This window comes from Phycobacter azelaicus (genome assembly GCF_014884385.1).
Lineage (GTDB): Bacteria > Pseudomonadota > Alphaproteobacteria > Rhodobacterales > Rhodobacteraceae > Phycobacter > Phycobacter azelaicus.
The window spans coordinates 590,630-613,623 of the sequence record NZ_WKFH01000003.1; the positions used below are offsets into that span (position 1 = coordinate 590,630).

23 protein-coding genes are annotated in these 22,994 nt (G+C 59.3%); 7 read left to right on the forward strand and 16 right to left on the reverse strand.

The window, feature by feature from the left end; translation table 11 throughout:
- Positions 1-5: 5 nt before the first annotated feature.
- Together hemC and INS80_RS03905 are read left to right on the forward strand one after the other, a co-directional pair.
- Positions 6-965, forward strand: a complete 960-nt coding sequence (gene hemC, locus INS80_RS03900) for a hydroxymethylbilane synthase (protein WP_192964364.1) — start codon at positions 6-8, stop codon at positions 963-965.
- Positions 966-1,039: 74 nt separating this feature from the next.
- Positions 1,040-1,984 carry a fatty acid desaturase family protein gene (locus INS80_RS03905; protein ID WP_192964365.1) on the forward strand — a complete coding sequence of 315 codons (945 nt, stop codon included), beginning with the start codon at positions 1,040-1,042 and terminating at the stop codon, positions 1,982-1,984.
- A gap of 28 nt (positions 1,985-2,012) precedes the next feature.
- Here the strand turns inward: INS80_RS03905 and hemF are convergent, their stop codons facing one another.
- The 4 genes from hemF to clpS all read right to left on the reverse strand — a co-directional run bounded on the left by hemF (position 2,013) and on the right by clpS (position 5,195).
- On the reverse strand, positions 2,013-2,906 hold the full coding sequence (hemF, locus tag INS80_RS03910) for an oxygen-dependent coproporphyrinogen oxidase (protein ID WP_192964366.1): 894 nt from the start codon (positions 2,904-2,906) through the stop codon (positions 2,013-2,015).
- A gap of 37 nt (positions 2,907-2,943) precedes the next feature.
- A complete protein-coding gene (locus tag INS80_RS03915) occupies positions 2,944-3,747 on the reverse strand; it encodes an SDR family NAD(P)-dependent oxidoreductase (RefSeq protein WP_192964367.1) in 804 nt (267 codons plus the stop codon).
- A gap of 104 nt (positions 3,748-3,851) precedes the next feature.
- Positions 3,852-4,841, reverse strand: a complete 990-nt coding sequence (locus tag INS80_RS03920) for a class I SAM-dependent methyltransferase (protein WP_192964368.1) — start codon at positions 4,839-4,841, stop codon at positions 3,852-3,854.
- Between the two features lie 12 nt (positions 4,842-4,853).
- On the reverse strand, positions 4,854-5,195 hold the full coding sequence (gene clpS / locus INS80_RS03925; RefSeq protein ID WP_192964369.1) for an ATP-dependent Clp protease adapter ClpS: 342 nt from the start codon (positions 5,193-5,195) through the stop codon (positions 4,854-4,856).
- A gap of 85 nt (positions 5,196-5,280) precedes the next feature.
- Between clpS and INS80_RS03930 the strand changes: the two genes are divergently transcribed.
- Together INS80_RS03930 and INS80_RS03935 are read left to right on the forward strand one after the other, a co-directional pair.
- On the forward strand, positions 5,281-5,994 hold the full coding sequence (locus INS80_RS03930; RefSeq protein ID WP_192964370.1) for an HAD family hydrolase: 714 nt from the start codon (positions 5,281-5,283) through the stop codon (positions 5,992-5,994).
- 298 nt (positions 5,995-6,292) lie between these two features.
- Positions 6,293-7,879 carry a D-alanyl-D-alanine carboxypeptidase family protein gene (locus INS80_RS03935; RefSeq protein ID WP_192964371.1) on the forward strand — a complete coding sequence of 529 codons (1,587 nt, stop codon included), beginning with the start codon at positions 6,293-6,295 and terminating at the stop codon, positions 7,877-7,879.
- 76 nt (positions 7,880-7,955) lie between these two features.
- Here the strand turns inward: INS80_RS03935 and ccoS are convergent, their stop codons facing one another.
- The 5 genes from ccoS to INS80_RS03960 form a co-directional block, all read right to left on the reverse strand.
- Positions 7,956-8,114 carry a cbb3-type cytochrome oxidase assembly protein CcoS gene (gene ccoS / locus INS80_RS03940; protein ID WP_192964374.1) on the reverse strand — a complete coding sequence of 53 codons (159 nt, stop codon included), beginning with the start codon at positions 8,112-8,114 and terminating at the stop codon, positions 7,956-7,958.
- Positions 8,115-8,130: 16 nt separating this feature from the next.
- The gene (locus INS80_RS03945; RefSeq protein ID WP_192964376.1) at positions 8,131-10,311 is read right to left on the reverse strand and encodes a heavy metal translocating P-type ATPase; all 2,181 of its coding nucleotides are present in this window, start codon (positions 10,309-10,311) and stop codon (positions 8,131-8,133) included.
- A 6-nt stretch (positions 10,312-10,317) separates the two neighbouring features.
- Positions 10,318-10,791, reverse strand: coding sequence for a FixH family protein (locus INS80_RS03950; protein WP_192964378.1), 474 nt, complete (start codon positions 10,789-10,791; stop codon positions 10,318-10,320).
- A 3-nt stretch (positions 10,792-10,794) separates the two neighbouring features.
- Positions 10,795-12,225 carry a cytochrome c oxidase accessory protein CcoG gene (ccoG, locus tag INS80_RS03955; protein ID WP_192964379.1) on the reverse strand — a complete coding sequence of 477 codons (1,431 nt, stop codon included), beginning with the start codon at positions 12,223-12,225 and terminating at the stop codon, positions 10,795-10,797.
- A gap of 182 nt (positions 12,226-12,407) precedes the next feature.
- Positions 12,408-13,295 (reverse strand): LysR family transcriptional regulator, encoded by an 888-nt coding sequence (locus INS80_RS03960; protein ID WP_192964380.1) that lies wholly within the window; start codon positions 13,293-13,295, stop codon positions 12,408-12,410.
- Between the two features lie 592 nt (positions 13,296-13,887).
- On the opposite strand from INS80_RS03960, the gene INS80_RS03965 reads away from it, so the two are divergent.
- A complete protein-coding gene (locus INS80_RS03965; protein WP_192964381.1) occupies positions 13,888-14,796 on the forward strand; it encodes a DMT family transporter in 909 nt (302 codons plus the stop codon).
- Positions 14,797-14,880: 84 nt separating this feature from the next.
- Here the strand turns inward: INS80_RS03965 and ccoP are convergent, their stop codons facing one another.
- Genes ccoP through ccoN form a run of 4 tightly spaced genes read right to left on the reverse strand, consistent with a single transcriptional unit; the run spans position 14,881 to position 18,312 of the window.
- A complete protein-coding gene (gene ccoP / locus INS80_RS03970; protein ID WP_192964382.1) occupies positions 14,881-15,750 on the reverse strand; it encodes a cytochrome-c oxidase, cbb3-type subunit III in 870 nt (289 codons plus the stop codon).
- Positions 15,747-15,944: a cbb3-type cytochrome oxidase subunit 3 gene (locus tag INS80_RS03975; protein ID WP_192964383.1), complete on the reverse strand. Its 198-nt coding sequence runs from the start codon at positions 15,942-15,944 to the stop codon at positions 15,747-15,749. Before INS80_RS03975 ends, ccoP begins: the two co-directional genes overlap by 4 nt.
- A gap of 14 nt (positions 15,945-15,958) precedes the next feature.
- On the reverse strand, positions 15,959-16,687 hold the full coding sequence (gene ccoO, locus INS80_RS03980) for a cytochrome-c oxidase, cbb3-type subunit II (RefSeq protein ID WP_192964384.1): 729 nt from the start codon (positions 16,685-16,687) through the stop codon (positions 15,959-15,961).
- A gap of 14 nt (positions 16,688-16,701) precedes the next feature.
- Positions 16,702-18,312 (reverse strand): cytochrome-c oxidase, cbb3-type subunit I, encoded by a 1,611-nt coding sequence (gene ccoN, locus INS80_RS03985; protein ID WP_192964385.1) that lies wholly within the window; start codon positions 18,310-18,312, stop codon positions 16,702-16,704.
- Between the two features lie 205 nt (positions 18,313-18,517).
- Between ccoN and INS80_RS03990 the strand changes: the two genes are divergently transcribed.
- On the forward strand, positions 18,518-19,357 hold the full coding sequence (locus INS80_RS03990) for a universal stress protein (protein WP_192967178.1): 840 nt from the start codon (positions 18,518-18,520) through the stop codon (positions 19,355-19,357).
- 66 nt (positions 19,358-19,423) lie between these two features.
- Here INS80_RS03990 and INS80_RS03995 read toward each other — a convergent pair whose 3' ends face one another.
- Entirely contained in the window at positions 19,424-19,681 is a 258-nt protein-coding gene (locus INS80_RS03995) for a GlsB/YeaQ/YmgE family stress response membrane protein (RefSeq protein ID WP_192964386.1), read from the reverse strand.
- Positions 19,682-19,745: 64 nt separating this feature from the next.
- Complete coding sequence (glyA, locus tag INS80_RS04000; protein ID WP_192964387.1) at positions 19,746-21,071, reverse strand: serine hydroxymethyltransferase; 1,326 nt, start codon at positions 21,069-21,071, stop codon at positions 19,746-19,748.
- Between the two features lie 108 nt (positions 21,072-21,179).
- Between glyA and INS80_RS04005 the strand changes: the two genes are divergently transcribed.
- Positions 21,180-22,073, forward strand: coding sequence for a LysR family transcriptional regulator (locus tag INS80_RS04005; RefSeq protein WP_192964388.1), 894 nt, complete (start codon positions 21,180-21,182; stop codon positions 22,071-22,073).
- A 105-nt stretch (positions 22,074-22,178) separates the two neighbouring features.
- Here the strand turns inward: INS80_RS04005 and fnrL are convergent, their stop codons facing one another.
- The gene (gene fnrL / locus INS80_RS04010; protein WP_192964389.1) at positions 22,179-22,919 is read right to left on the reverse strand and encodes a transcriptional regulator FnrL; all 741 of its coding nucleotides are present in this window, start codon (positions 22,917-22,919) and stop codon (positions 22,179-22,181) included.
- Positions 22,920-22,994 lie beyond the last annotated feature (75 nt).

A 22,994-nucleotide genomic window follows, 5' to 3' on the forward strand; every position in this document is an offset into this window, starting at 1 on the left:
CAAACATGACACAGAACCTGCCCTCCCCCGCCTCGCCCCTCAAGATCGGCACCCGTGGATCGCCCCTGGCGCTGGCCCAGGCCCATGAGACGCGCGCGCGCCTCGCCGCCGCCTTTGACCTGCCCCCGGAGGCGTTCGAGATCGTCGTCATCAAAACCACCGGGGACAACCAGGCGCTGATCGCGGCGGACCGCCCGCTCAAGGAGATCGGCAACAAGGGTCTGTTCACCAAGGAAATCGAAGAGGCGATGCTGTCGGGAGAAATCGACATCGCCGTCCATTCGATGAAGGACATGCCGGTGGCGCAACCCACAGGCCTGATCTTGGATTGCTACCTGCCGCGCGAGGACGTGCGCGATGCCTTCGTGTCGCCCAGCCTGTCGTCGATCAAGGAACTGGCGCCGGGGGCAGTCGTGGGCACCTCTTCTCTGCGACGGCGTGCTCAGCTGCTAAACCGTCGCCCCGATTTGCAAGTGGTGGAGTTCCGCGGCAACGTGCAGACCCGGCTGAAAAAGCTGGCGGACGGTGTGGCGGATTGCACCTTCCTAGCCATGGCGGGCCTCAACCGCCTTGGCATGAGCGATGTGCCCGCAACCGGCATCGATACGGACGATATGCTGCCCGCCGTCGCCCAGGGCGCCATCGGGATCGAGCGGCGCGAGGGTGACAGTCGCGCCGCCGAAATGCTGGCCGCGATCCACGACCTTGAAACCGCCCAGCGCCTGGCCTCAGAGCGTGCATTCCTTGCTACCCTTGACGGCTCTTGCGAGACTCCCATCGCCGGCCTTGCGGAACTGGATGGCACCACCCTGCGCCTGCGCGGAGAAGTGCTGCGTCCAGATGGCTCCGAAGCCCTGCAGGATGCGCAGACCTGCGTGATAGAGGACGGCCCGGAACTCGGACGAGAAATGGCTACAAAACTGTTAGAACAAGCCGGGGACGGTTTCTTCGACTGGCGCGGCTAGGCGCGCCTGACGCCACGCCCTTCTTGACCGGACCGCTGCTCCTCTGAACACTTCGGGGCGGGAGAACTGTGATCATGACACCGGGAAAGGCCTATCTCACTTCGGATGAAATCCGCCCCCTTGCCGAGCGGTCAGACCTGATGGGTCTGTGGCTGCTGTTGCACTGCTGGGGTACCATTGTCCTGGCATTGGCACTGTTTGCGATCTGGCCCAACGCGCTGACCCTAGTATTGGCGATCATGGTAATCGGCTCGCGCCAGTTGGGCCTTGCGATCCTGATGCACGAGGCGGCCCACAACGCCCTATTCAAGACCCGCCGCCTGAACGAGATCTTTGGCGACTGGCTTTGCGGGCGCCCTATCCTCGCGGATCTGGGCGCCTATCGGCATTATCACCTGACCCACCACCGCTTTACACAGACCGATAAGGATCCTGATCTGGTGCTCTCGGCCAAGTTCCCCACCTCCCACGCCTCCCTGCGGCGCAAGTTCACCCGTGATCTGACCGGGCAGACCGGGATCAAACAGCTCATGGGTCAGATAGCAATGTCGCTGCAACTGGCCGGGGACGATGATGCGATCGAGGCGGCCAGCTCCGATTTCGCCCAAAGCTTCAAGGCACCACGCCTGTGGGGGGCACTGCCGGTCTTTCTTGGCATCACCCTTCTGTTCAGCCTGATCGGAGACTGGTGGTGGGGGCTCGCCTTCTGGCTACTGCCGTACCTGACCTGGTTCCAATTCGTCCTGCGGGTACGCAACATCGCCGAACATGGTGCAACCGAGCAGTCCGAAAACCCGCTGCAGAACGTGCGCACCACGCGGGCCGGGCCGATTGCGCGCCTGTTCGTCGCGCCCTACTGGGTGAACTACCACTTGGAGCACCACATGGTCATGCATGTGCCATGCTGGCAGCTGAGGCGCATGCACGCGCTTCTTCTTGGCAAGGGCCTTGGAGATCAGATGCGCATTGCGCGCGGATACGGACAGGCCCTCGCCGAAGCAGGCTGGCGCCGCTCCTGAGCGGAGCAGGCGAGCAGACCCCCTGCGATCAGATCCACTTTGCCAGGGGTGGGAGGGACATCAAAACAGCATTGGCGTCGTGCCCGGTTTCAAGCCCGAACTTGGTGCCCCGATCATAGACAAGATTGTATTCGGCATAGAGGCCGCGATGAATCAGCTGCGCCTCCTTGTCCTTGTCATCAAAGGGCTGCACCCGGCGCTTTTCCACCAGGGGCAGATAGGCAGGGAGAAAGGCGCGCCCGATATCCTGCGTCAGAGAAAAATCCGCCTCCCAATCGCCGGTGCATCGGTCGTCCATGAAGATGCCGCCAACCCCGCGCGCGCGTTTGCGGTGTGGAATATAGAAATACTCGTCCGCCCACTCCTTGAGGCGCGGATAGAGATCCGCACCGTGGGGGTCGAGGTGCCGTTTTTGCTGTGCGTGGAAATGCGCGGTGTCCTCGTCATATTCGATGCAAGGGTTGAGGTCCGAGCCGCCGCCGAACCACCAGGCATGGGGTGTCCAGAACATGCGGGTGTTCATATGGACGGCAGGCACATGCGGGTTCTGCATGTGCGCGACCAGAGAAATGCCAGAGGCCCAGAAGCGCGGATCGTCTTTCATGCCGGGAATCCCTTTGCGGGCCGCCATAGCGTTTTGAGCGCGTTCCCCAAGCGTGCCGTAAACCTCCGAGATATTGACCCCAACCTTTTCAAAGACACGCCCACTGCGCATCACGCTCATCAGCCCGCCACCTGCATCCGATCCGTCGTCTGCCGTGCGTTGGGTTTCGCTGATCTCAAATCGTCCCGGTGCCTGATCCGCGAAAGGACCCGTATCATGGCTGTCCTCAAGCGCCTCAAACGCGGCGACGATGTCGTCGCGCAGGGTCCGGAACCAGGCGGCAGCACGGGCTTTTTGGTCGGTCATGTCAGCAGTCATAAGCAGATCTCATCAAATCAATGGGATTGGGAACAGGTCAGTGAACGGGAGCAGCAACAGAATCCAGCAGGGTACGGCCACCATCGACCGTCAGGATTTGTCCCGTCATAAAACCAGCGGCATCCGAAGCCAGAAACTGCGCCGTTTCGGTCAGCTCCGTAGGTGCTGCGATCCTACCCAGTGGAGTATGGTTTTCGATATCTTGCCGGTAGGCACGATTGTCTTTGAGCGTATCACGCAAAGAGGCGCTCATCACCGATCCAAAAGCGATGGAATTCACCCGGATGCCATGGGGCGCATAGGACACCGACAGGGAGCGCGTCAGCTGATCCAGCGCAGCTGACGCCACCGAATAGGCCATAAGGTCCGGGTGCGTGCGCCGCGCTGCGATGGACGACAGGTTGATGATCGCACCGCGCGGCGTACCGGTTTCGCGGCTCTCACCCTGCTTGATCATCCGCCGGGCAACGTGCTGGGACAGACGCATGTTCGGCAATAGGTTCTCGGTCAGCAGCAGTTCCAGCGAGTCATCCTTTGGATCCAGCGGGTCGCTTGGTACCACCTGACGGGCACCATTGACGAGGATATCGACCTCCTCAAAGGCATCGATCGTCGCAGACAACAGATTTGCGATCGTCAGACGCTCGCGCAGGTCGCCCGCAAAGAACCGGATATTGCTTTCGTCAGCCTGCTCTCCAAGCTCGGCCAGTAGGGCCGCCTCATTGATATCGGCAAACATGACGTTCGCGCCTTCGTCGGCAAACTTTTTGCCAATCGCCAGGCCGATCCCGCTTGAGGCACCGGTCACGATGGCGGTCTTGCCGGAAATCGAGAAGGACATACGGACACTCCAAGCCTGGGGATTAGGTTGCGAAAACTGAACCGGAGACTAGACCGGAGCCGGTCTTTTGGAAACCGGCAATAGAGCCTTGGCGCAGGGCATCATCACCGGAGCCTTTTTGGGCGGCTTGCGTGCAAAACCTTGAACCGGTTGTCACCCTCCACCTCTTCAACCTTGACAAAGCGCTCGGCCAGCGTCGCCTCATAAGGCAAGTGCCGGTTGGCGACCATCCAGAGAGACCCTGATCCGGTTAGCATCGCGGCCGCTGCGGTAATGAAGGCCTGTCCCAGTTCGGGTTCGGCGCTGCGACCGCTGTGAAAGGGCGGGTTCATCACCACGGCATTCATCGTGCCGGGCGCCTTCCAGCCGCGCACATCGGCCCAGTGAAACTGGGCGCGCGGATCATCGACATTGCGGCGCGCGCAGGACAGCGCATCGTGGTTGGCTTCCACCAGATGCAATTCCTCGACCTCCGCATGGGTCAGGATCTGCCGCGACAGATACCCCCAGCCCGCACCGAGATCCGCAACGGAATGTCCGAGTTTGGCGGGGAGCGCCTCGGCCAACAGCCGGGACGCCGGATCTATGCCGTCTGCGGAAAACACCCCCGGCAGGGTCACAAAGCCCTCGACCAAGGTCTCTCCCTCGGGCAGCCAATCGGACAGGAGGTCTTTTTCCCCATCGAACCAGAACACTTTGCCATGGGCCTTGGAGACCGGCGCGGACGGGGATGTCTCCTTGCGCAGCGCCTTGTAGATCGAATCGATCCCGTCGGTCTTTGCGCCATCGACCAGCACAGGTCCATCTGTTACCGCGGCGGCCTGTGCCACATTCATCCGCGCCTGCGCCTTGGCCCGCGGTAGGAACACCAGTGCCGCTGCAAAGCGCATGTCCGCTGGCAGATCCGGGCGGCAGTCGTACCCTTGGGCGGAAAACGCGTCATATTCGGCCCGCATCGGCTGGATCAACAGCAGCCTCTCCTTGGGCAGCGGCGACAGATCGTGATCCACACGCGGGTGAAATACGGCGATACGGCCCTCTGCGGGCAGCGCAAAGCCGCCCGTCTCAAGCGCGAGCGACAGGCGTACGGACATCTGGGGACCTCTTCAGTCTTCTTTTTCCATGGTGCATTGCAGCGGATGCTGATGGCGGCGGGCAAAGTCCATCACCTGCGCCACCTTGGTCTCGGCGATCTCATGGCTGAAGACGCCGACGACGGCCAGACCTTTTTTGTGTACGGTCAGCATGATCTCAAAGGCTTGCGCATGTGTCATGCCAAAGAACCGCTCCAGAACCATCACGACAAATTCCATCGGCGTGTAATCATCGTTCAGCAGCAGCACCTTGTAACGCGGCGGGCGCTGCGTCTTCGGCCGTGTCTTGGTCAGAACCCCAAGATCGGTATCGTCGTCCGAATTGTCCGTCATCATCACTGGCTGAGGCGGCATAGCGTCTGTTTCCGGTCGTGCTTGGATTTGTATCCTGGCATATATAGCGTTTTGAGCGCGCAGGAAAAGAGAGTGTATCGCCACAATGACGGGCAAATTGACAACAATCGGATTTGATGCCGACGATACGCTTTGGCACAATGAGCGGTTCTTTCGCGTCACGCAGGACCGGTTTGCCGAATTGCTGCAGGACCACACCCCCATGAACATGGATGGCGAGACACTAGCTGCACGTCTGCTGGACGCAGAGAAACGCAACCTTGGCCGCTATGGTTATGGCGTCAAGGGCTTTACGCTATCGATGATCGAAACGGCTATCGACGTGACGGATTCGAACGTGCCCGCAAGCGTCATAAAGGAGCTTATCGTTGCTGGTCAAATGATGCTGTCCTACCCGATCGAATTGCTCCCCCACGCACGCGATGCCATCGAAAGCCTTGCGGATCGATATCGTATCATCCTTGTGACTAAAGGCGACCTGCTGGATCAGGAACGCAAACTTGCCCAATCCGGGCTTGGCGACATGTTTGACGGCGTGGAGATCGTCTCGGAGAAAACAGCGACCGTCTACGCAGACATCTTTGAACGCCACGGTCACGGCGCGGCAAAAGGCATGATGGTCGGCAACTCGATGCGGTCAGATGTGGTGCCCATGATCCAAGCCGGTGGCTGGGGAATCTACGTGCCGCACGGAATTGTCTGGGAAGTCGAACATGCAGAACCACCTGAAGATCACGCCCGCTATGCAGAGATTTCCGATTTGGGTGAATTGACAGACCTGATCGCGCAAATCGACTAGAACGGTGTTCGGTCGGCCCTCTCGGCTGCCTGAGTTTGTGTCTGGCGCGCACCATTTCCTAGGTTTTTTGAGCCGCCCGGACCCCAACAGCCCAACCAATTACGACTTTTTTTATCAACCCTTTATTAACACAACACCCATGTTGTGGCAGCGCAGGCAGGACTCACAACATCTCGGGCAAACGCATGCGTATCCCGTTCAGACGAGTGAACCAGCCTGTTTCTTTCAAGGCAATTTCGTGTTAGGTTTTAGAAAAGCAGTAAAACGTCAGCCGGATAACCGGCGACATGAGGCAGAAATGGCAGATATCGAACAGGTCAGGTTTAATCCTGCAACCTTTGTCCTGCGGGCCGTGCACCGTCATGTGACATTGGTATTGGGTTTTCTTTTCTCAATCGCACTTGCTGGTCTTGCTCCACAACAGGTCGCTGCCGCGCCCTATGCGGCGATGGTCATTGATGCGCGCACCGGTGAAGTCCTGCACTCTCGCAATGCAGACACGCAGCTGCATCCGGCGTCTCTCACCAAGATGATGACGCTCTACATCGCATTCGAAGCCGTGCGAAATGGTGAGATCAGTCTGGACACCAAAGTTCGTATCAGCAAGTTTGCCGCGGCAGAGCCTCCCTCGAAGCTTGGTCTGAAATCTGGCCAGCGTATCGCCTTCCGCTACCTAATCCGTGCCGCCGCTGTGAAATCGGCCAACGATGCCGCCACCGCAATCGGTGAAGCGCTTTCGGGATCCGAAGCCGCCTTTGCCCGCCGGATGACCAGAACGGCCAAGGCGCTTGGCATGTCGCGTACCACCTTCAAGAATGCACATGGCCTGACGGAAACCGGACACATGTCGACCGCCCGCGATATGACCACCCTTGGGCGGCATATCCTTTATGACTATCCTGAGTACTACAACTTGTTCTCGCGCACGTCGACCGACGCGGGGGTTCGCACTGTTCCGAACACAAACCGTCGCCTGCTTGCCGCCTACAAGGGTGCCGATGGTATCAAGACCGGCTACACGCGCGCCGCAGGATTCAATCTTGTTGCCTCGGCCAAACGCGGCAATGAGCGCATCATCGCCACCGTCTTTGGTGGCAAGTCCTCGACCTCTCGCAATGCCAAGGTCGCCGAACTTCTGGATCTGGGCTTTCGCCGCGCCCCTTCACGGGCCAAGCTGCGCAAACCGGAGATCCCTGCCTACGTTGGAAATGAAAACATCGTCGCGGCAAATGGTGGTTCACATGGTGTGGCTGGAAAAACCGTCAGGGTCAGCGGTCTCGTGAAAACCAGTCTGCGCCCACCTCTACGTCCCTCCACTGGCGAAGCGGAAACAGTTTTGGTGGCTGAAGCACAAACCGAAAATGGTGTATCAGCCGAAGCTGCTGCGGTTGAGGCCGCCGTGGCTCAAGCAACCGCCACCGCACAAACACCACGCGTGGATCCCGAGGTGCTGGAGGCAAGCGTCGCCGCTGCGATTGCGCAAGCAAAGGTCGTCCCGGCCGCCGCCGCTGCCACCACCGGCCCCTCGGTCGTCAGGACCCTTTTCAAAGGTCTGCGCCCCGTAGCCCGCCCCAGCCGACTGGCACAGGCCGAACCCGCGAAAGAAGCGGAGCCAGTTGTTGTGACCCGCCTTTCTACTTCGGGCGGACGGTATTGGGGGATCAACGTGGGTCGCTACACCAACCGTTATGAGGCAGAGAAGGTTCTGCTGCGCACCGCCTTGTCGGAAATGGAGACTTTGAATGGCTCTCTGCGCAAGGTCGCCAAGTCCAAGCAAGGGTTCGAGGCAAACTTTCTCGGCATGACCAAGGAAACAGCCGAACTGGCCTGCAAGCGCCTGAGCGCACGTAACGTGACCTGCGAAACGCTCGGCCCCGCCTCATAAATGTAACTGTTACCTCCCAAGACGAATGAAGGCCCCAGGTTCGGGGCCTTTGTTGTCTCAGGGGGTTGAAAGGTATCTACGGCTTTGGGTGATCGTCCCATTCATCACTCAGGATACGCCGCGCATCACCTTCGGGGTCGTCATACTGATTTGAGCGCACCGTATAAATGAAGCCCACCAGCGCTGCTCCGCCCAGGATCAGGGAGATCGGGATAAGATAGGACAGGACGCTCATTCGGGAACCTTTCGGATCAGGATTTCAGGCGCAGCGCATTCAGCGATACAGTAATGGACGAGATGGACATCGCAAGCGCCGCGATCAGCGGCGTTGCCAGCCCTGCAACCGCCAGCGGCACGGCAATCACATTGTAAAGCGTTGCAAGACGAAAGTTTTCCCGAATCCTGCGGATCGCTTTGCCCGCCACGGCGCAGGCGTCGGCGATAGGCTCCAGATCCTGACCCAACAGCACGATGTCTGAGGCCACGCGCGCTGCATCCAGGGCCGAGGCCGGAGAGATGGACACATGCGCCGCTGCCAGTGCCGCCGTATCGTTGAGACCATCGCCGACCATCAGCACCTTCTTGCCCTGCTCGGCAAGCATCTGAATGCGCTTCGCCTTGTCCTCGGGCAGAGCTTCGGCAACCCATTTTTCGATGCCAAGCCGCTGCGCCAATGCCTCGACCGCACCAGTGGTATCACCCGAAATCAAAAGTACGTCCTTGCCCGCCTCCTGCAAGGCCCGCACAGCCTCGCCTGCGCCGGGGCGCAGCGCATCAGTGAACACGAAACCTCGCGGACTTCCCTCCCCGGTGTCGAGCCAGGCTGCCGTCTGGCTGCCTTGCTCCGCTCCGACCCAGGCCGCGCGCCCCAGGCGAACCCGTCGCCCCCGGTAGAAACCTTCTGTGCCATAGCCCGGCACCTCGCGCACGTCGGTGACCTTTGCGGGCTCAATCCCCGCTTTGCGCGCCGCGCGCACAAGCGCCTCGGACAGAGGATGCGAAGATAGCGCCGCCAGTGCCAGTGCAATTTCAACGTCACTGCGCGGCATCTCATCAAGGTTCACCAGCTGCGGCGTACCTGCGGTCAACGTCCCTGTCTTGTCGAACACGACCGTATCGACACCTGCCAGCCGTTCCAAAGCGGTGGAATGCTTGATCAGCATCCCTTTCTTGAACAGCCGCCCAGAGGCCGCCGTTGTCACCGCAGGCACCGCAAGGCCCAGTGCGCAAGGGCAAGTGATGATCAGCACCGCAGCCGCGATATTTAGCGCCGTGCGCATGTCAAAAGTGTAGAGATACCAACCGACGAAGGCGAGCGCCGACAGGATGTGAACCCCCGGCGCATAGAGTTTTGCAGCACTGTCGGCCAAAGAAGTATAGCGTGAGCGCCCCGACTCAGCGATAGCCACCAGATCGGCCATCCGGTGCAGCGAGGTTTCCTGCCCCACCGCAGTCGCCCGGATGGTCAGGGGGCCGGTCAGATTCACTTCACCCGCCGACACAGGTGCACCGGGTGCGGCAAAAACCGGCAGTGTCTCACCCGTCAGCAGGGAGCGATCCAGTTCAGAATGCCCCTCTACCACATCGCCGTCGACGGGCATCCGTCCGCCGGGGCGCACCAGGATCAGATCGCCAATTGCCAGATCGGCCACCGGTACTTCGTATTCTTGCCCGTCCAAAAGTCGCGTCGCGCGTGGCACCTCAAGCGCGGCCAATTCCTGCGCTGCTGAGCGCGCGACCGCGCGCGTGCGATAATCCAGATAGCGCCCCGCCAGAAGGAAGAAGGTCAGCGTTAGCGCCGCATCGAAATAGGCATGCTCGCCCGACAGGGACGTCTCCCACAGGGAGGTCACCAGCGCCAGGACGAGTGCCAGCACGATCGGCACGTCCATATTGAGCCGGCCGACCTTGAGCGCGCTCCAGGCGTTCTTGAAGAAGGGCTGCGCCGAAAAGATGATCGCCGGAAAAGTGATTGCTGCCGAGATCCAGTGGAACATGTCCCGTGTCGCGTCCGACGCCCCGGACCAGACTGATATCGAAAGAAGCATCACGTTCATGGAGGCAAAACCGGCAACCGCAAGCCGCATCAGCAGATCTCGGCCTGCCTTGTCGTTCTGTGTTGCTGCAAGAGCCGTCAAATCCAGCTCATGCGCCTCATAGCCCAGCCCCTCCATGACCGGGATCAGATCCGCAGCGCGCAAATCTGGCTCCGCCTCGATCAAGGCCCGTTTCAGCGTCAGGTTCACCCGTGCGGAATGTATCCCCGGATGGGCGTTCAGCGCCCGCTCCACCGCAGAGATGCACCCCTGACAGTGGATCGTCGGCAGTGACAGAGCCAGACGCGCTTCGGTTGGGGCTTCTTCCACCGCTTCGGAGGGCGCCGCAACGCAGCCGGGACATACCGCCATCTGAGGACGCATCTGGGCCGTCATTTCGTCTTACCCTTTGGTCACATGCAGGATCACGCGCTGGGTGAACTCGGTTCCGTTCTTGGCTCGCGCAACCATGCGAATGTTCCAGTTGCCCGGCCCCAAATCGGCTGGCGCCACATAGGCCTGACCGTCAAACTGGAAGTCCGGTTTCTGATCGTCCTTCACATGGGTCGCACGCCCAAGGGTTGCCGAAAGTTTGGCAACCTCTACCGGCTTTCCGTCCCGGTCGGTGATCTCGAGCTTGACCTGACCATCCTGCGCCGAAGCATAAACCGACCATCCCAAAGCTTCTTGTGCGGTGCGCCGGACGTCGAATTCCTGACTGGCCACATAGGAGTTTTTCACTTCGAGCCCCGGAAAGGTCTTAACGGCGTTGAAAGCCAGCGCAAGATTCACACTGATGATAACCGCAAAAGCGCCGACAAAGACCATAAGCGCGTGGCGCCCGGTAAACTCGCGCGTGCGTTTTTCTTCTGTCATGGTTCAGTTTCCCCGTCCGTTGAATGTCGTATCCTTATAGGCCCGCTCGCCGTTGCCGAGATCTTCGACCCAGATGCGGACCGGAGACGATTCAGCCAGAGAAGACGGCGCACCTTTTGGTGTCACAATATACACACGCTGAAGGAAAGCGGTATCCGCAGGCACCTCGACCGAAGAATAGGGTGTGCCTTCCAGCTGCACACGCATCTCAGGCGCGCCCTTGATCGACAGGTTGAACTGACGCGGCTCTCCGTGCTTGTTACGCAACCGCACGTCATAGGTGTTTCTGATCGAGCCATCCGACAGGGTAACGAAAGTCGGATTTCGCACCGGCGCAACGGTCAAATCAATGTCCGAACGGATGAAAAGCGCAAAGACCAGTGCAAAGCCGACCGCAGCCCAAAGCCCGGTGTACATGATCGTGCGCGGGCGCAGAATGTGTTTCCAGACGCTGCGCGGCGGCTGCCCTGCACGCTCGTTCGCCTCGTCCGAGAGGGCCATATAATCAATCAGCCCGCGCGGTTTGCCAATCTTCGCCATCACATCGTCGCATGCATCAATACACAGCGCGCAGGTGATGCATTCGAGCTGCTGACCATCGCGGATGTCGATGCCCATGGGGCAAACATTGACGCAGGCCATACAGTCGATGCAGTCGCCCAGCTGCTCCGCATCAGCCGATTTGCGATGCTTGCCGCGCGGCTCTCCGCGCCATTCGCGGTAGCCAACGGTCAGCGTGTCTTCATCCATCATGGCTGCCTGGATTCGCGGCCAGGGGCAGGCATAGATGCAGATCTGTTCTCGTGCAAACCCACCAAAAAAGAAGGTGGTCAGCGTCAGAACCAGCATGGTCGTATAGGCGATGGGGTGGGCGTTCAGCGTCACCAGATCATGGAGCAGCGTCGGCGCATCGGCAAAGTAGAAAACCCATGCGCCACCCGTGGCAAGACCAATCAGGAACCAGGCCACCCATTTGGTGACCCGCAGCCGGGCTTTGCGAAAATCCATTTTCTTTTGGCGATGCAAGCGGAGGCGCGCATTGCGATCCCCTTCGATCCAGCGCTCCACAAGGATAAACAAGTCGGTCCAGACCGTCTGCGGGCAGGCATAGCCGCACCAGACCCGGCCCAGAGCGGACGTGAACAGAAACAAGCCCAGGCCCGCCATGATCAAAAGGCCCGCAACGAAATAGAATTCGTGGGGCCAAATCTCGATCCAGAAGAAATAAAAACGGCGGTTTGCCAAGTCCAAGAGCACCGCCTGATCGGGCAGCGACGGCCCCCTGTCCCAACGGATCCATGGCGTCAGGTAATAGATGCCAAGCATCACCGCCATCAGATACCATTTGAGATTGCGGAAAGCCCCGGACACGCGCCTTGGAAAAATCGGCTCCCTGGCAACGTAAAGGCTTGGGGCGGGATCGGAATCGCTCACGGACTCACTCCACTGAATTGGGTCTTTGCCTTGCGTTCTCACAGAAGCGAGGTGACGCAGCTTTGACGTGGATCAAAAAGCGCATCGTGCAAACATCTTTAGCCGGGGCATTTCACCGCACATGCGCTGGACGCGCGGTATCGCTCACGCAACTGTGATCATACGGCAATCAAGCACCCCGCTCAGATCACGTCGTCTCTTTTGCTTCGGTGCCGTTTGAGCCACGCCACAAACTTGCGCGCCTGTGGTCGCAAGACGCCTGGACGATGCACGATATGATAGCCGCGTGCGTCTTCCTCGGTGAAAAGCGCCTCAAGCCGTCCTGCTCGTAGATCTTCTTCGACGAATGAACGCACGCTGACCGCAACACCCTGCCCGCCGCGCACGGCCTCCATCAACAGATTGCCGGGCAAACGGATGCGCGGTCCACGCAGCGCATCATCCACGCCGCGTGATGTCAGCCACTTGGCAGCTTCGGTGGTGCCAAGCTCCTCTAGCCAAGGAAAATCCAGCAGATCCTGCGGCGAAGACACCCTGCGCCCGTCAAGAAGGTCCGGCGCCGCCACAACGACCATGGGGGACTGCAGCAAGGGCTGCGCCTCCAAACCGGGCCAATCGCCCGCCCCGTAGCGCAACGCGATATCAATCCCGCCGGGTGTCAGTTCGACCAACTCTCCTGTTGGATCCAGAACCATGTCCACCTCAGGATGCAGCGCGCGAAACTCGGCCAGACGCGGCATCAGCCACTGAGCCGCAAACATTGGGGTACAAGTCACGTGCAGCGGGCGCGCCGCGCCGGATGCAGTCAGGTCCTGAACCGCAGTCTGGATCGCACTGAAGCCGAGCTGCACCCCCCGCGCCAGATGCCGGCCGTCGCCCGTCAGCGTCAGATTGCGACCACTGCGATCGAGAAGAGCAACACCCATGTGCCGCTCGAGGGCCCGCAGCTGCTGGCTGATGGCAGCGTGACTAACATTCAAGGCCTCACCCGCCTTAACCACATTTCCCGTTTCAGCAAAAGCAGAGAAGGCCCTTAGAGAGGCAAGCGGCGGAAGGGAAATCCATTCCATATGTAATTCCAGCTTACAAATTCAGTATTTTCCTGACTCGCATGAAATGAAGTTTGCCGCAACAGTTGCCACATGTTTAAGTTCAGGAGGCACGACGATGCTGACCGATATCTATGCCCGCACAATGATCACCGCGACCCGTCAGAACTGCGTCACTTTACGTGATTTACCCCCACCCAAACCGCTGCCCCGTCCCAAGGGTCGGATCGCGCGCGTCAAAAATTGGCTCGCACGCTTCAAAGGTCTTACGTCAAGGCGTTATCGCTGCGTTGATCCACTCAAGTTATGAAAACAGGCGTCGGCTTTTCAGGAAACGCGCGAACAGATCGAAAAGCCGACGCCTTGTACCCGCCTCGCCAGCACGTCGGCGCGGGCGGGATGCGAGAGCTGCGCAGAAAAGCTGCCACGAGGGAGGGCAGCACTCTTCACAGCCTGTCTCTGTTGCTTTCAAACAAGCATAGTCGCCAGGAGTGCGATTTGATGCGGATCAAGTCGGTCGAAAAAACAGGGTTCTATGACAGGAAAATCGCCCGCCAATTCAAGCTTTACGATTTCTGCGCGAGTTCGTTGGAAGCCGTGCTATCCAAGCCAGATGACACAGGCGTCACACAATCCGCCCTTGGCAGGGCCTTCGATCCTTATTGCCAGCCTGGGGATTCTGTTTGCCTCCCTTTGCTTTGGCGTTTTGCCCTACTTCGCGCGCGGCCTTGCCGACCAGGGCATGCCGCCGCATGTAATCGCCTTTCATCGTTTCACGCTGGCCGCGGTTGTACTTTCCCCCCTGCTGATCCGACACCGCCACAGGGCGCGGGCAATACTCTGGGGTCTTGGAGCAGGCGCTGCGATGGGAGTTGGATGGATCGGCTATGTGGCCGCCCTGCGCAGCGCGCCGGTTGCCCTTGTCGGGGTGCTCTACATGACCTATCCGGTTTTTACCCTGCTGATCGCTTGGATCGTGTTTCGAGTGAAACCCACCCTTCACGCCATTGGTGCAGCTGGCCTGATCATAGTGGCGGCCTTCGTTGCAAGTGGCCCGGCGACGGTAGGGCCACACATCCTTACTGCGCTGCTTCTCTCTCTGGCAGCGCCCCTCGGGTTCGGCCTTGGCATCACCGTGCTTGTCTATCGCTTGACCGGGCTTCCGCCACTGGCTCGTATCGCGGCGGTTTCACTTGGCTCAGTCCTTGGCCTTTTGCCGCTGATAGTCACCGCGCCGCCTTCAATGATTGTGCCGCAGGAGAGTCAGGGATGGGTTCTGCTGCTCGGCATTGCGCTTGGTACCGCCCTTATTCCGCAGCTTGTCTATTCTATATGCGCCCCGATCGCAGGCGCGGCCCAGACGGCTGTCATCGGGAGTATCGAGCTGCCGACCATGTTCGCGGTGGGTCTTATCGCGTTTGGGGAACGGATCAGCCCAGGCCAGATCACAGCCTGCCTTCTAATACTCTTGGCGATCCTGATCAGCAGCCGGGACAGCTTGCACAATACACCACCAAAATAGGGTTTCACCAAAGCGCCGCCAACATGAAAAAAGGGCCGCCTCATGGGCGGCCCTTTCCAATCTCACCTTTATGCGGATGCGCGGTTATTCACCACCACCCAGCTGATGCACATAAGCAGACACGGCCCGGATCTCTGCTTCGCTGAGACGGGTGTTCCACGGCGGCATCACGCCGTAACGCGAGTTCATCACCGTCTCGGTCAGCGCAGCATAGTCACCACCATAAAGCCAGATCGCATCTGCAAGGTTCGGCGCACCCTGGCTGCGGTCTCCGGTTCCGTCATCCATGTGGCAGGACGCGCAGTTGTCTGCAAAGACCACCGAACCAGCCTCAACCTTGGAGGGATCCTGCGCATCACCCGAAAGCGACATCACGAAGTTCACGACCTGATCAATTTCTTCGGTCTCCAGCAACTCATCGCGACCAAAGGCAGGCATCGCGGAGTAGCGCGCATCATCGCTTTCCTCGTTTCGGATACCGTGCGTGATGGTGAAGTGGATGTCCTCCATCGAGCCCCCCCACAGCCAGTCATCGTCCAAGAGGTTGGGATAGCCCTTGGCACCTGCGGCGCCAGATCCGTGACACTGGGCGCACCAGGTCTTGAACACGGCCGAGCCTGCAGACACAGCATAAGAGTTCAGCTCCGCATCGGCCGCGATCTCGGTCAGCTCGGTTTCAACCAGCTTGGCGTTGATCGGCGCATTGGCCTCCTCCACTGCCGCGATCTCATTTGCCACATCGGCGCGTGTGGACCAGCCAAGGACACCAGCAGTTGCGGAGTTGATCATCGGCCATGCGGGATAGGCGATGGTATAGCCAATCCCCCAGATGATGGTCAGGTAGAAGGTCCAGAGCCACCAGCGCGGCATCGGGTTATCGAACTCCTCAATCCCGTCCCACTCATGGCCGGTGGTGTTCGGATCGCTGTCGAACTTCTGCGATTTCTTACTCATGTCCGCGCCTCCTCGGCTTTACCCTTTGCAGGGGCGGGTTTGTCATCGTGACGAAAGGGGATATCGGCCGTGTCGCGGTAGACCCGGCTGCTGCCCGGGCGAAACACCCAGACAACAACCCCAATGAAGAAGGCGAACAGCATCAGCAGCATCCAGCTGTCTGCGAACTGCCGAAGGAAAGTATATTCTTCCATCTCTTCCTCCTGACTTAGCGGCTTGCATCCGGGGTAAAGGTCGAGAAGTCGACCAAAGTCCCCAGCATTTGCAGGTAAGCAATCAAGGCATCCGCTTCGGACACGCCCGGCTGGCCATCAAAGTTGCGTACGTTGATGTCTTCGCCGTAACGTTCCAAAAGGCCATCATAATCGCTATCGGGATCTGCCTGAGCGGCAAAATCCGCTTGCGCAGCCTCGATCATCTCATCGGTGTAAGGCACGCCGAGGATCGCATTGGTGGCCATGATGTCGCCGATGTATCTGCCGTCGATCATGGTCTCCTCAAGGAAGCCATACTTGGGCATTACCGACTCCGGCACCACGGATTGCGGATCGCGCAGGTGGTCCACATGCCACTCGTCCGAATAGCGCCCACCGACACGGGCCAGATCCGGCCCTGTCCGCTTTGAGCCCCACTGGAACGGGCGGTCGTACATGGACTCTGCCGCCAGCGAATAGTGACCATAGCGTTCGACCTCATCCCGCATGGGGCGGATCATCTGGCTGTGGCAGACGTAGCAGCCTTCGCGCAGGTAGACTTCGCGACCGGCCATCTCAAGCGGGGTGTAGGGACGCATGCCTTCCACCTCTTCGATGGTATTTTCCAGCCAGAACAGCGGCGCGATCTGCACCAGACCACCAATCGTCACAACCAGGAAACTGCACACCAGAAGGAGGGTCGCGTTGGTCTCGAGGATTTTATGTTTGTCGAGAATTGCCATTTGTCCGGCCCTCCTTACTCAGCCGGGACCGTGACCGACAGGCTGGCTTCTTTAGCCGGAGCCCGACGGACGGTCATCCATAGGTTATAGCACATGATGACGGCACCAGCGACGTACATGACACCACCCAAACCACGCACCACATACATCGGGAACTTGGCGGCAACGGTGTCGGCAAAGGAGTTCACGAGGAACCCGTTCGCATCAACTTCACGCCACATCAGACCTTCCATGATACCGGTCACCCACATGGACGCGGCGTAAAGAACGATACCAATAGTGGCGAGCCAGAAGTGCCAGGACACCATCTGCAGCGAGTAGAGACGCTCACGCTTCCACAGCACCGGTACGAGGAAGTACAAGGCACCAAAAGTGATCATGCCGTTCCAGCCCAGCGCACCGGAGTGCACGTGACCGATGGTCCAGTCGGTGTAGTGAGACAGGGAATTCACGGCACGGATGGACATCATCGGGCCTTCGAAGGTGGACATGCCGTAAAAGCCGACCGAGATCACCATCATACGGATAACGGGGTCGGTGCGCAGCTTGTCCCAGGCGCCCGAGAGCGTCATCAGACCGTTGATCATGCCACCCCATGAGGGCATCCAAAGAACGATCGAGAACACCATGCCAAGGGTCGAGGCCCAGTCAGGCAGCGCGGTGTAGTGCAGGTGGTGCGGACCAGCCCAGATGTATATGAAGATCAGTGCCCAGAAGTGGATGATCGACAGCTTGTATGAGAAAACCGGACGTTCGGCCTGCTTCGGGATAAAGTAATACATCATGCCAAGGAAACCCGCCGTCAGGAAGAAGCCCACAGCATTGTGGCCATACCACCACTGAACCATGGCATCCTGCACGCCCGGCCAGACGATGACCGACTTGGAACCCCAGATGGACACCGGAATGGTCAGGTTATTGACCACATGCAGCATGGCGACGGTGACGATGAAGGCCAGGTAGAACCAGTTGGCCACATAGATATGCGGCTCTTTCCGCTTGATCAGCGTGCCCAGGAAGACGGCAAGATAAGCGACCCAGACGATGGTCAGCCACAGGTCGACGTACCATTCGGGTTCAGCGTATTCCTTGGACTGGGTCCCGCCCAGCAGGTAGCCGGTCGCTGCAAGAACGATGAACAGCTGATAGCCCCAGAACACGAACCACGCCAGGTTGCCGCCCCAAAGACGTGCCGCCGAGGTGCGCTGCACCACATAGAACGACGTTGCCAGCAGCGCGTTGCCGCCAAAGGCGAAGATCACCGCCGAGGTGTGCAGCGGACGCAGGCGGCCAAAGTTGGCAAAGCCCTGTGCCCAATCAAAGTTCAGGGCCGGGAAAGCCAGCTGGAAGGCAATGAATGTGCCTGCCAGAAAGCCCACAACACCCCAAAAGGCCGTGGCAATGACACCGGCGCGCACGACGCTGTCAAAGTATTCGTGTTCGAGGCTTCCCGCGGCCAGTACTGGCTCATCGGTGCGGCGAAGGGTGTAGAGGAAAAGGCCACCAGCCACGAGCATGACGATGGCCGCATGCACCTGGTAAGCCAGATCCCGCGCGAAATTGATCCCCATCATCGCAAAAAGCGTGACGAGACCAAGCGCTATCAGCTTGAGATAATTAGACATCTTGCGTCCCTTTAACATGTACCGCGCGATTCTTCCGCCACGCGGGACCTTTTTAGACCACGTTCGTGATGCAAAACGCGCTCGGCGAACGCATTGATCTGCATCAAGACAATCACGAAACAACTGTGACACATCAAAAACAGCACGACCAATGAAACGCGCGCGCCCTTTGGTAATTTTGCGCGACTTCCACCATGAGGCGACAATGACCTACAAAACCATATTGACCGTCCTGACAGACAAGAACACAGCTGCCGCGCCGCTGGCACAGGCTGCTGCACTCGCCAATCACCTTTCCGGCCACACAGATGCGCTGTGCCTTGGCGTCGACCGGACCCAAACCGGCTATTACTACGCCGGTGCTAACGCCATGATCATTCAGGAAGCGATGGTGCGCGCGCAGGAAGAAGCTGCAGAGCTGAAGGCCCATGCCGCTGAAGTACTCAAACATCTAGGCGGGCCTTTCTCCACGGACGTAGCAATCGCCCCCATCGCCGATCTCGGTCGTCACGTGGCCCGTCATGCCCGCTTTTCCGATCTGGTGGTCCTTGGAAAACCCTACGGTGAGGGCATTGGTGCCGAGGCCGAGCCGGTGGTCGAAGCGGCTCTGTTTGAAGGGCGCACGCCGGTGCTGGTCGTTCCTGAACAGGCCAAGCCGCTCACCCAGCCCAAGACTGTTCTTGTAGCATGGAACGAAAGCATTGAGGCAATGACCGCTGTCCGCAAGTCGCTGCCATTCCTGACGAAAGCAGAATGCGCGCGTATCGTGGTCATCGACCCGCCACAGCACGGCCCCGAGCGATCAGATCCAGGCGGCATGCTCGCGCAGATGCTAGCGCGCCACGGTGTGACATGCGAGATTGATGTGCTCAGCAAGACCATGCCCCGCGTCTCGGACATTCTGAACCGCCACGCCACCGACGCCGCAGCAGACATGATCGTTATGGGGGCCTACGGCCATTCGCGCTTCCGTGAGGCTATCTTGGGCGGCGCCACCCGCAACATGCTGGAAAAGGCGACCGTCCCCGTCTTCATGGCGCATTGATACTGCGACCAAAATGAAATTAAAGGCGCCTCATATCCCGAGGCGCCTTTTCTTTTACCTGTTGACCTAGCGCGCTTTGCGGATCAGCCCGATCAAGAACAGAAGGATGACCGCTCCAATGGTGGCATGAATGATGGAGGCAAGCGCCCCTCCTCCGACTGCAAAGCCAAGTGCGGGAAAAATCATGCCCGCCAGAAAAGCCCCCACAATGCCAACTATTATGTTGCCAATAATGCCAAAACCGCGCCCCTGCATGATCTTGCCGGACAGCCACCCGGCAAGAGCACCGATGATCAGCATGCCGATCAAGCTTTCGAATTGCATGGCGTTTACTCCTTTGTTTGAAGCAACCTAGCGATCAATGGTCACATCGTCACCAGCTTAGATGTCACCTGCGCACGTAATGCATACCTTGGAAACGGGCCCGCATCGCGCGGGTCTGAGCAGCGACAGCCTTGGTATCATTTCCAGTCAACCCGAGGGCAATCAGCGACGCCAGTTCGGGTGCATCAGCCACAGTCACACCCCGTCGCACCAGTTCGGGCGTGCCAATCCGAAGACCGTTCATATCGCTTGGTACCTGGGCGATGGGCAACCCGATACCACAGGCCAGAAACCCTGCCTGTCGCAAAGTTTTTGACGCGGCCTGCCCGCCCCCGAATGCTGCAGCCTCAAGTGCGAACTGGTGGGACTGAGTGGCACCGCTGCTCCCTTTGAAGACCGGCAGGCCCAGTTTCTCAAGTTCGACTGCCAAGGCCTGTGACAAAGCGATCATCGCGGCGGCGTAGTCGGTTCCATAGTCTATCCAGTCCAACAAGCTCACCGCCAGCGCCGCCGTTTTTGCCACATCAAAGTTCGCGGTCATTCCGGGAAAAGCAATCGTATCAAGGCGTTCTGCGAGCTCCGCATCATTGGTGACGATCAACCCACCTGCAGGGCCACCAAGGCTTTTGTAAGTACTCATAGTCATCAGGTGCGCGCCTTCATGCAGCGGATTGGCCCAGGCGCCCCCGGCGATAATCCCGCATTGATGTGCGGCGTCAAACAGCACCTTTGCGTCCACCTCATCCGCGATGGCACGGATATCCGCCACAGGATGCGGGAACAGATTGAGACTGCCGCCGATTGTAATCAGCTTGGGACGCACCTCTTTCGCAAGCGCGCGAAGGGCAATCAGATCGACGGTATAGCCATCCGCATGCACGGGCGCAGGGTGGGTTTTGAGGCCATATAGACCTGCGCAGCCGGCGTCATGATGAGTGACATGCCCGCCCACGGCCGCAGGCGGCGCAATAATTGCATCTCCGGGCTGCGTTAGCGCCATAAAGCCGTAAAGATTGGCCAGCGCTCCAGAACCAACACGCACCTCCGCATAAGTGGCTTGGAACACTTCGGCCGCCAGCTCGGCTGCGATCACCTCGATTTCCTCGATCGCTTCCAACCCCATTTCGTATTTGTCACCCGGATACCCAAGCGATGGGCGGCTGCCAAGCCCCGAAGACAGTACCGCCTCGGCCTTTGGGTTCATGACATTGGTGGCCGGGTTGAGATTGAAGCACTCCTCGTCATGGATCTGACTGTTGCGTGCGATCAGCGCATCGATGCGCGTGCCAATATCGGCAGGGCGCGCGCCTGCGGTGCGCAAAGCAATGCCCTGAACGCGAGTTTCGCACTCGTCCGGCACCCAAGGGCGGGTCAAAAGGGAGGCGGTCATGGTTTTGGTCCTTTTGTGTATCTTGGTCCGCTTCAGTGAAGCCCAGACCCCGACTTGCAGGCAAACCAGATTTTTGAAAAACTAGGGTTAGAAAAATTAAGCCTGCTCATGCCTGTTGCACCGCCCCGCCCCAAATCTCTTCCGCTTACTGCACTGCGCGCCTTTGAGGCGGCCGCACGCCTCGGTAGCTTTGCCTCAGCAGCCCAGGAGCTTGGCGTTACGGCCGGGGCCATTTCGGCGCAAGTAAAATCCCTTGAAGAAAGCATAGGTTCGCCGCTGTTCCATCGACGCGCCAAGGCGGTCGAACTGACCGCAACAGGAGCCCGCGTCCTACCCGCCTTTTCACAGGCTTTCGATCAACTGGGCGCCGCAGTTCAAAAGCTGCGGGACGAGGCAACGCCGCAAGTGGTCCACATCGCGACTTCGCCTGCGGTTGCACAATACTGGCTTTCTCCACGGCTGCCACGCCTGCGCCGTGATATGCCTCAGGCGAGCATCTCCATCACCGCTCTGGAAACGCCTCCGAACCTCAAACGCACACCTTATGATTTGTGCCTGTTCTTCGACGCTGAGCAAGGAGAGGTGGTCGACACTGATGTCATCTTTCCGGTGTGCAGCCCGGATCTTGCTACGCGGCTGACAAGGCCAGAAAACCTGCAAGACATCCCCTGCCTTTCGGACAGCACGTGGGAAAGCGATTGGGCGCATTGGCTCGCGGCTGCCGGGCTTAAGGAACAGGTTATACCCAGCGGCCCTGTATACTCACTCTACGCGCTGGCCGTCGAGGAAGCCTTGAACGGCGCTGGTGTCCTGATGGGTCATGGAGCGCTGCTGAAGTCGTTTTTGCGCTCCGGACGTCTCGTCGCCCCGTTTGATACTAAGGTGACGCTGCAAAAGCCCCTGCGCCTGTGGCATCTTCCCGGTCGCAGCCCTACAGCGGCAGTCCGCCAGGTAGCCGATTGGCTATCGTCCGGAAAAACGCCGCCAAGCGTAGCCGGTTGACCAGACACACGCGATCTGCGCCGCAATGAGCCTTGAGGTAACGCAGCAGCAGTGTGCACAAAAGCCCCGAAACGTCACCTCAAGTTTCGTCGATGATATGGAGCCTTATCCGATCATGCCACCATCGCTATCGTCACCCGCCTCTTCCATCAGACGCCCCATGTCTGGAACGGTGACGCGGCGCTTGCCTTCCAGCTCAATCACGCCGTCTTTCTTTAAGGCAGACATCTGGCGACTCACCGTTTCCAGCGTCAGCCCAAGATAGTCCGCCATAGCCTCTCGTGTGAGGGGCAAGTCAAAGGACATCGTATTCGTTGCGCCCTTGGGCGTGAGCGAGGCATCCCTGCGGGCAATGATCGACAGAAGGCTCGCGATCTTTTCCCGCGCGGTCTTGCGCCCCAGCACCAGCATCCATTCGCGTGCCGCATCAAGCTCATCGAGCGTCATCTCAAGAAGACGATGCGCGATATGGGGGGTTCTGGCCATCAGCTCCTCAAACGGCCGTTTGCGGAAACAGCACATGACAACCTCGGTGGTGGCCACAACGTTATAGGCCGCGCCATCGCGTCCGGGGCGGCCCACAAAATCACTGGGCAGCAGCAGACCCACCATCTGGGTGCGCCCGTCCTCCATTGTTTGTGTCAGAGTGGCTATGCCTGAAACAACCGAGCCGACGAAGTTCATGACATCACCAGACCAGATAATCGGCTGTCCCGCCTCGTAGGTGCGATAGTATTTGATCGCATCCAGTTCTCCGAGTTCATCGGCGTCGCACCGAGAGCAGACGGCACGGTGGCGGATTGGGCAATCACCGCACTTTACGGGCGAAAATGTGGGGGCGTTCATGGCAAATACCGATTGATCTGGGTCAATGTTTCTGTTCGCGGGTAGCCCTAACGTTAATTCGATGGGACAGAAATC